Here is a 4135-nt window from a genome sequence, read left to right as displayed (position 1 = left end):
GGGCCGCGCTTCCCAAAACAGCCTTATTCTCTCGGCACAGGAGATCGTCCACCGCTGAACGGATTGATTCCGGCAGCCGGCACGGGCATGGTCTCGGCGCGCTTTCGTCCGGATGCGCTCCAGGCGTCTTTGCTGCGGCGAAGCTCGCCATCGAGGTTTCACGACGCCCCGCACGCAAAACAGTCCGCCAGAAGCAGCCCGCACGATATGAACGCCCATCCCGAGTTCGCACAGCCGGTTGAGCCGCTCGCCCCCGAGGCGGCGGCCCTGCTGGTCGATCTCGGGATCGAGCCACCGATCCAGCCAGCCGATGCCCGCCAGCAGCCGCTGGACCGGCGTGGCGTGTCCTTGCGCTGGCTTTTCGCCTGCGCCTTGGTCGGGTCCTGCGGCGCGGCGCTGCTCGGCGCGGCCATTCTCGTCGCCATGCGCGGCGATACCAGCTATGCGGAACAGCCAGAGACCGTCACCGTTCGCAGCTCTTCTGCAGCCGGGGATGGCGGCGGCGCGCGCAAGGCGGACAAGCTCGTATCAGATCAGCCGATCATGTCGGCGCGCCATACGTTGCGGGCGCCGATGTCGCAGAAGGTCGGCAACCGCGAGGTCATTCGGGTCCGCCCCTTCGTCCGGCTGGCCTCGGATCTCTCGCTGACGACCGGCGTGTATGCGAGCAATATCCCGCCGTTCAATCCTCTCCGGCTGTTCGCCGAGGGGGGACAGCCGGAGGAGCGCTATGCCGAACCGGCGCAGGACATGCCCGATGCCGACGTCACCATCGTCAAGCGTGACCTCGCGGATATCGTCATTCCCGCAGGCAAGGCCCAGCTGAGCGACGGCGAGATCGTCTCGCAGGTCGAGGAGGAACGCGCCAATCTCGCGAATTCGGGCCGTCAGCGCGCCCTGCCGATTCCGCCCCAGCTCATGCTCAGCCGCACCCTGACCGGCACCACGACCGGCAGCGGAGACATTCTGGCCTACGCTCCGGCAACGGATACCCGCTTCTCCGGCATCGAGGTCCGGGTCGTCCCCGAGAACGTGACCAACGCGCCGAAAACGCCGATCCCGGCCTCGCGTGAACCGCTTGTCGAAGACAAGCTCGTGATGGCGAAGCGCGGCGAGAACTTCGAGCAGGTCATGCGCGGCGCCGGTGCCACGCCCGACCAGATCCGGGCAATGATCACCGCCTTCGGCGGCAAGATCCGAACTGCCGCGCTGCCGGATGGCCAGGTTCTGCAGGTGCTCTATGCGCCAGGTCCCCGCCCTGACGACACGCGCCAGATCATGCGCGTCTCGCTGCTGAGCAACGGACGGCCCGACGGCACGATCGCGATGAACGACAAGGGTGCCTTCGTCACCGTCGATCTGCCCCGCCAGGACCTGGCCACGCAGAGGCCGCAACGGCGCGAGACCGACGAGGAGGACGAGGACGAGGGCACGGGTGGTGCCCGCCTCTACGAGAGCCTGTACGAGACCGGTGCGCGCCACGATCTGCCGCGGCCGCTGGTCGATGAGCTCGTGCGGATCTTCTCCTACGATCTGGACTTCCAGCAGCGCGTCCACGGCGGCGACAATCTGGAGGTGATCTTCACCGAGGACGACGAGGGCGAGCGCGGCGAGATCCTGTCCGCGGCCCTGACCGTGAATGGCGAGACGCGCCGTGTCTTCCGCTACCAGTCCCCGGATGATGGGCTGATCGAATATTTCGACGAGGAAGGGAAGTCCCTGAAGAAATTCCTGCTGCGCAAGCCGATCGCCGATGGCGAGCTGCGCTCGGGCTTCGGCATGCGCTACCACCCGATCATGCGCTATTCGAAGATGCATACGGGCGTCGACTGGGCCAACCGGATCGGCACGCCGATCCTGGCCGCCGGCAACGGCGTCGTCACCAAGGCGGGTTGGTCGTCTGGCTACGGCAAGCACACCGAGATCCAGCATGCCAACGGCTATGTCACCACCTATTCGCACCAGTCGAACTTCGCGTCGGGAATCGTCCCGGGCGCCAAGGTCCGTCAGGGGCAGGTCATCGGCTATCTCGGCTCGACCGGCCTCTCCACCGGCCCCCACCTGCACTACGAGGTTCTGGTCAACGGCAACTTCGTCAACCCGATGAAGATTCGCGTGCCGCGCGGACGCGAGCTGCAGGGGCCGACGCTCGCCGAATTCAAGCGCCAGCGCGACGAGGTCCGGGGCCTCATCGAGAAGGCCGGCGGTACGGTCGCCCAATTGCGCTGAGCGCATGACGGTCCGGCGGCGCGGCCTCCGCTAGGCACCTGCCGCTTGACAGAGCCGCTCCAAGACGACACCGGCAGAGCAGGCGCCTTCTCTCGTGACGCGGGACCCCGGCCGATGCTCGCTTCCCTTCTTGTCGTTCTTCCCGTCTTCGGGCTGATCGGCCTCGGCTATTTCGCCCGCTGGTCGAAACTGCTGCGTGAGACGACCGGCGAAGGCCTCTCGGATTTTGTCTTCGTGCTGGCGGTGCCCTGCCTGCTTTTTCGGACGCTTGCCAGAGCCGATATTCCCCTGAGCCAGCCCTGGGGCTACTGGATTGCGTATTTTGCCGGGCTCGCCGTGGTCTGGGCCCTGGCCATGCTGATCGCCAGCAGGTTCTTCGCGCGCAAGGGGCCGGAGCTGGTGGTGTCCGGCTTCGCCGCCGCGCAGTCGAACACGGTCTTCGTCGGTGTTCCGATGATTCTGAAGGCTTATGGCGACGCCGGCGCGGTGCCGCTTGGCCTGTTGCTCGCCATCCACCTGCCGGTGACGATGACGGTCGCGACGCTCCTGGCCGAGGGCCGCTCCGCCTCGATCCCCCAACTGATCAAGCGACTCTTCACCCACCCGATCATCATCGGCATCCTGCTCGGCTCGGCCGTTCGCCCGTTTGTCGGCCAGATTCCGGAGCCGGCCTGGACGCTGGTCGATCTGCTGGCCGGGGCGGCCGTGCCCTGCGCGCTGATCAGCCTCGGCATCGCGATGCGCCGGTACGGGCTGGAGTCGGGGCTCGCCTTGCCGGCGGTCCTGAGCGGATTGAAGCTCGGGCTGCACCCGCTCCTCGTCTACTGGCTCGCGACCAAGGTCTTCGACATGCCCGCTCACTGGTCCGGGGTCGCGGTCCTGTTCGCGGCCTGCCCCTGCGGCATCAATGCCTATCTCTTCGCCGAACGCTACCGGCAGGGCGTGGCCGATGCATCGAGCGCGATCACGTTGTCGACCCTGCTCTCGCTGTTCACCACCGCCGCCTGGCTGACCTTCCTCGGCGTCGGCTAGCCGCTCAGGCGAAGCCCAGCCGCCGCCGGATCGCGGCGGGGGATCCGCCAGCAGCCCGCAGCGCGGCCAGGCTGTCCGACTGTCGGCTCTTGGCCAACTTGCGTCCATCCTTGTCGAGCAGAAGGCGATGGAAGTGGTAGAGCGGCGTCGGCAGCCCGAGCAGGTGCTGAAGCACGACATGGATGTCCGTCGCGGCCTCGAGGTCCCGGCCGCGCACCACATGCGTCACGCCCTGCAAGGCATCGTCCACAACGACAGCGAGGTGATAGCTCGTCGGCACGTCCTTGCGGGCCAGAACCACATCGCCCCAGCGATCGGGCGCGGCCATGACGACGCGTGTTCCCCCTTCTCCGTCGAAAACCGTGTAGCTGAGCGCCTTGCCGGCGATGGCACGCGCCTTGGCCATGTCGAGGCGCAGCACATGCGGCTCGCCAGCCGCGATGCGACGCATGCCGTCACCAGGTTCGAGCGCCTTGCACGGGCCGGGATAGAGAGGCGCCCCGTCGGGATCCGTCGGCCAAGGCCTTCCCGCTTCCGTTTCCCAAGCCGTGACCTCGGCGCGGATTTCCTGTCGCGAGCGGAAGCAGGGATAGATCAGCCCGCGCTCCCGCAATGCGTCGAGGGCCTTCGCATAATCGTCGAAATGCTCCGACTGCCTGCGAATGCCAGGCTCGAAGGCGATTCCGAGCCAGGCGAGATCCTCGACGATCCCTTCGACGAACTCCGCCCGAGACCGGGTGAGGTCGATATCCTCGATTCGCAGCAGGAGATGCCCGCCGACCTTCAGCACCATCGCTTGATTGGTCAGTGCCGACAATGCATGGCCGAGGTGCAGCCGACCGTTAGGGCTTGGCGCAAAGCGGAAGACGGGCTT

General features: G+C 66.9%; 3 protein-coding genes. 2 read left to right on the top strand and 1 reads right to left on the bottom strand.

Translation table 11 applies throughout. From position 1 onward, the window contains the following. The first annotated feature begins 207 nt into the window (after nucleotides 1-207). Together ACIPIA_RS11400 and ACIPIA_RS11395 are read left to right on the top strand one after the other, a co-directional pair. Nucleotides 208-2229 (top strand): M23 family metallopeptidase, encoded by a 2022-nt coding sequence (locus ACIPIA_RS11400; RefSeq protein ID WP_400509555.1) that lies wholly within the window; start codon nucleotides 208-210, stop codon nucleotides 2227-2229. 114 nt (nucleotides 2230-2343) lie between these two features. After that, complete coding sequence (locus ACIPIA_RS11395; protein ID WP_400509553.1) at nucleotides 2344-3261, top strand: AEC family transporter; 918 nt, start codon at nucleotides 2344-2346, stop codon at nucleotides 3259-3261. Between the two features lie 4 nt (nucleotides 3262-3265). Here the strand turns inward: ACIPIA_RS11395 and gluQRS are convergent. Beyond that, nucleotides 3266-4135: tRNA glutamyl-Q(34) synthetase GluQRS (gene gluQRS, locus ACIPIA_RS11390; RefSeq protein ID WP_400509551.1), on the bottom strand; the 870-nt coding region annotated here is incomplete at its 5' end.

The organism is Allobosea sp. CER48, assembly GCF_044752385.1.
Lineage (GTDB): Bacteria > Pseudomonadota > Alphaproteobacteria > Rhizobiales > Beijerinckiaceae > Allobosea.
This window is presented reverse-complemented; position numbering and strand designations above follow the sequence as displayed.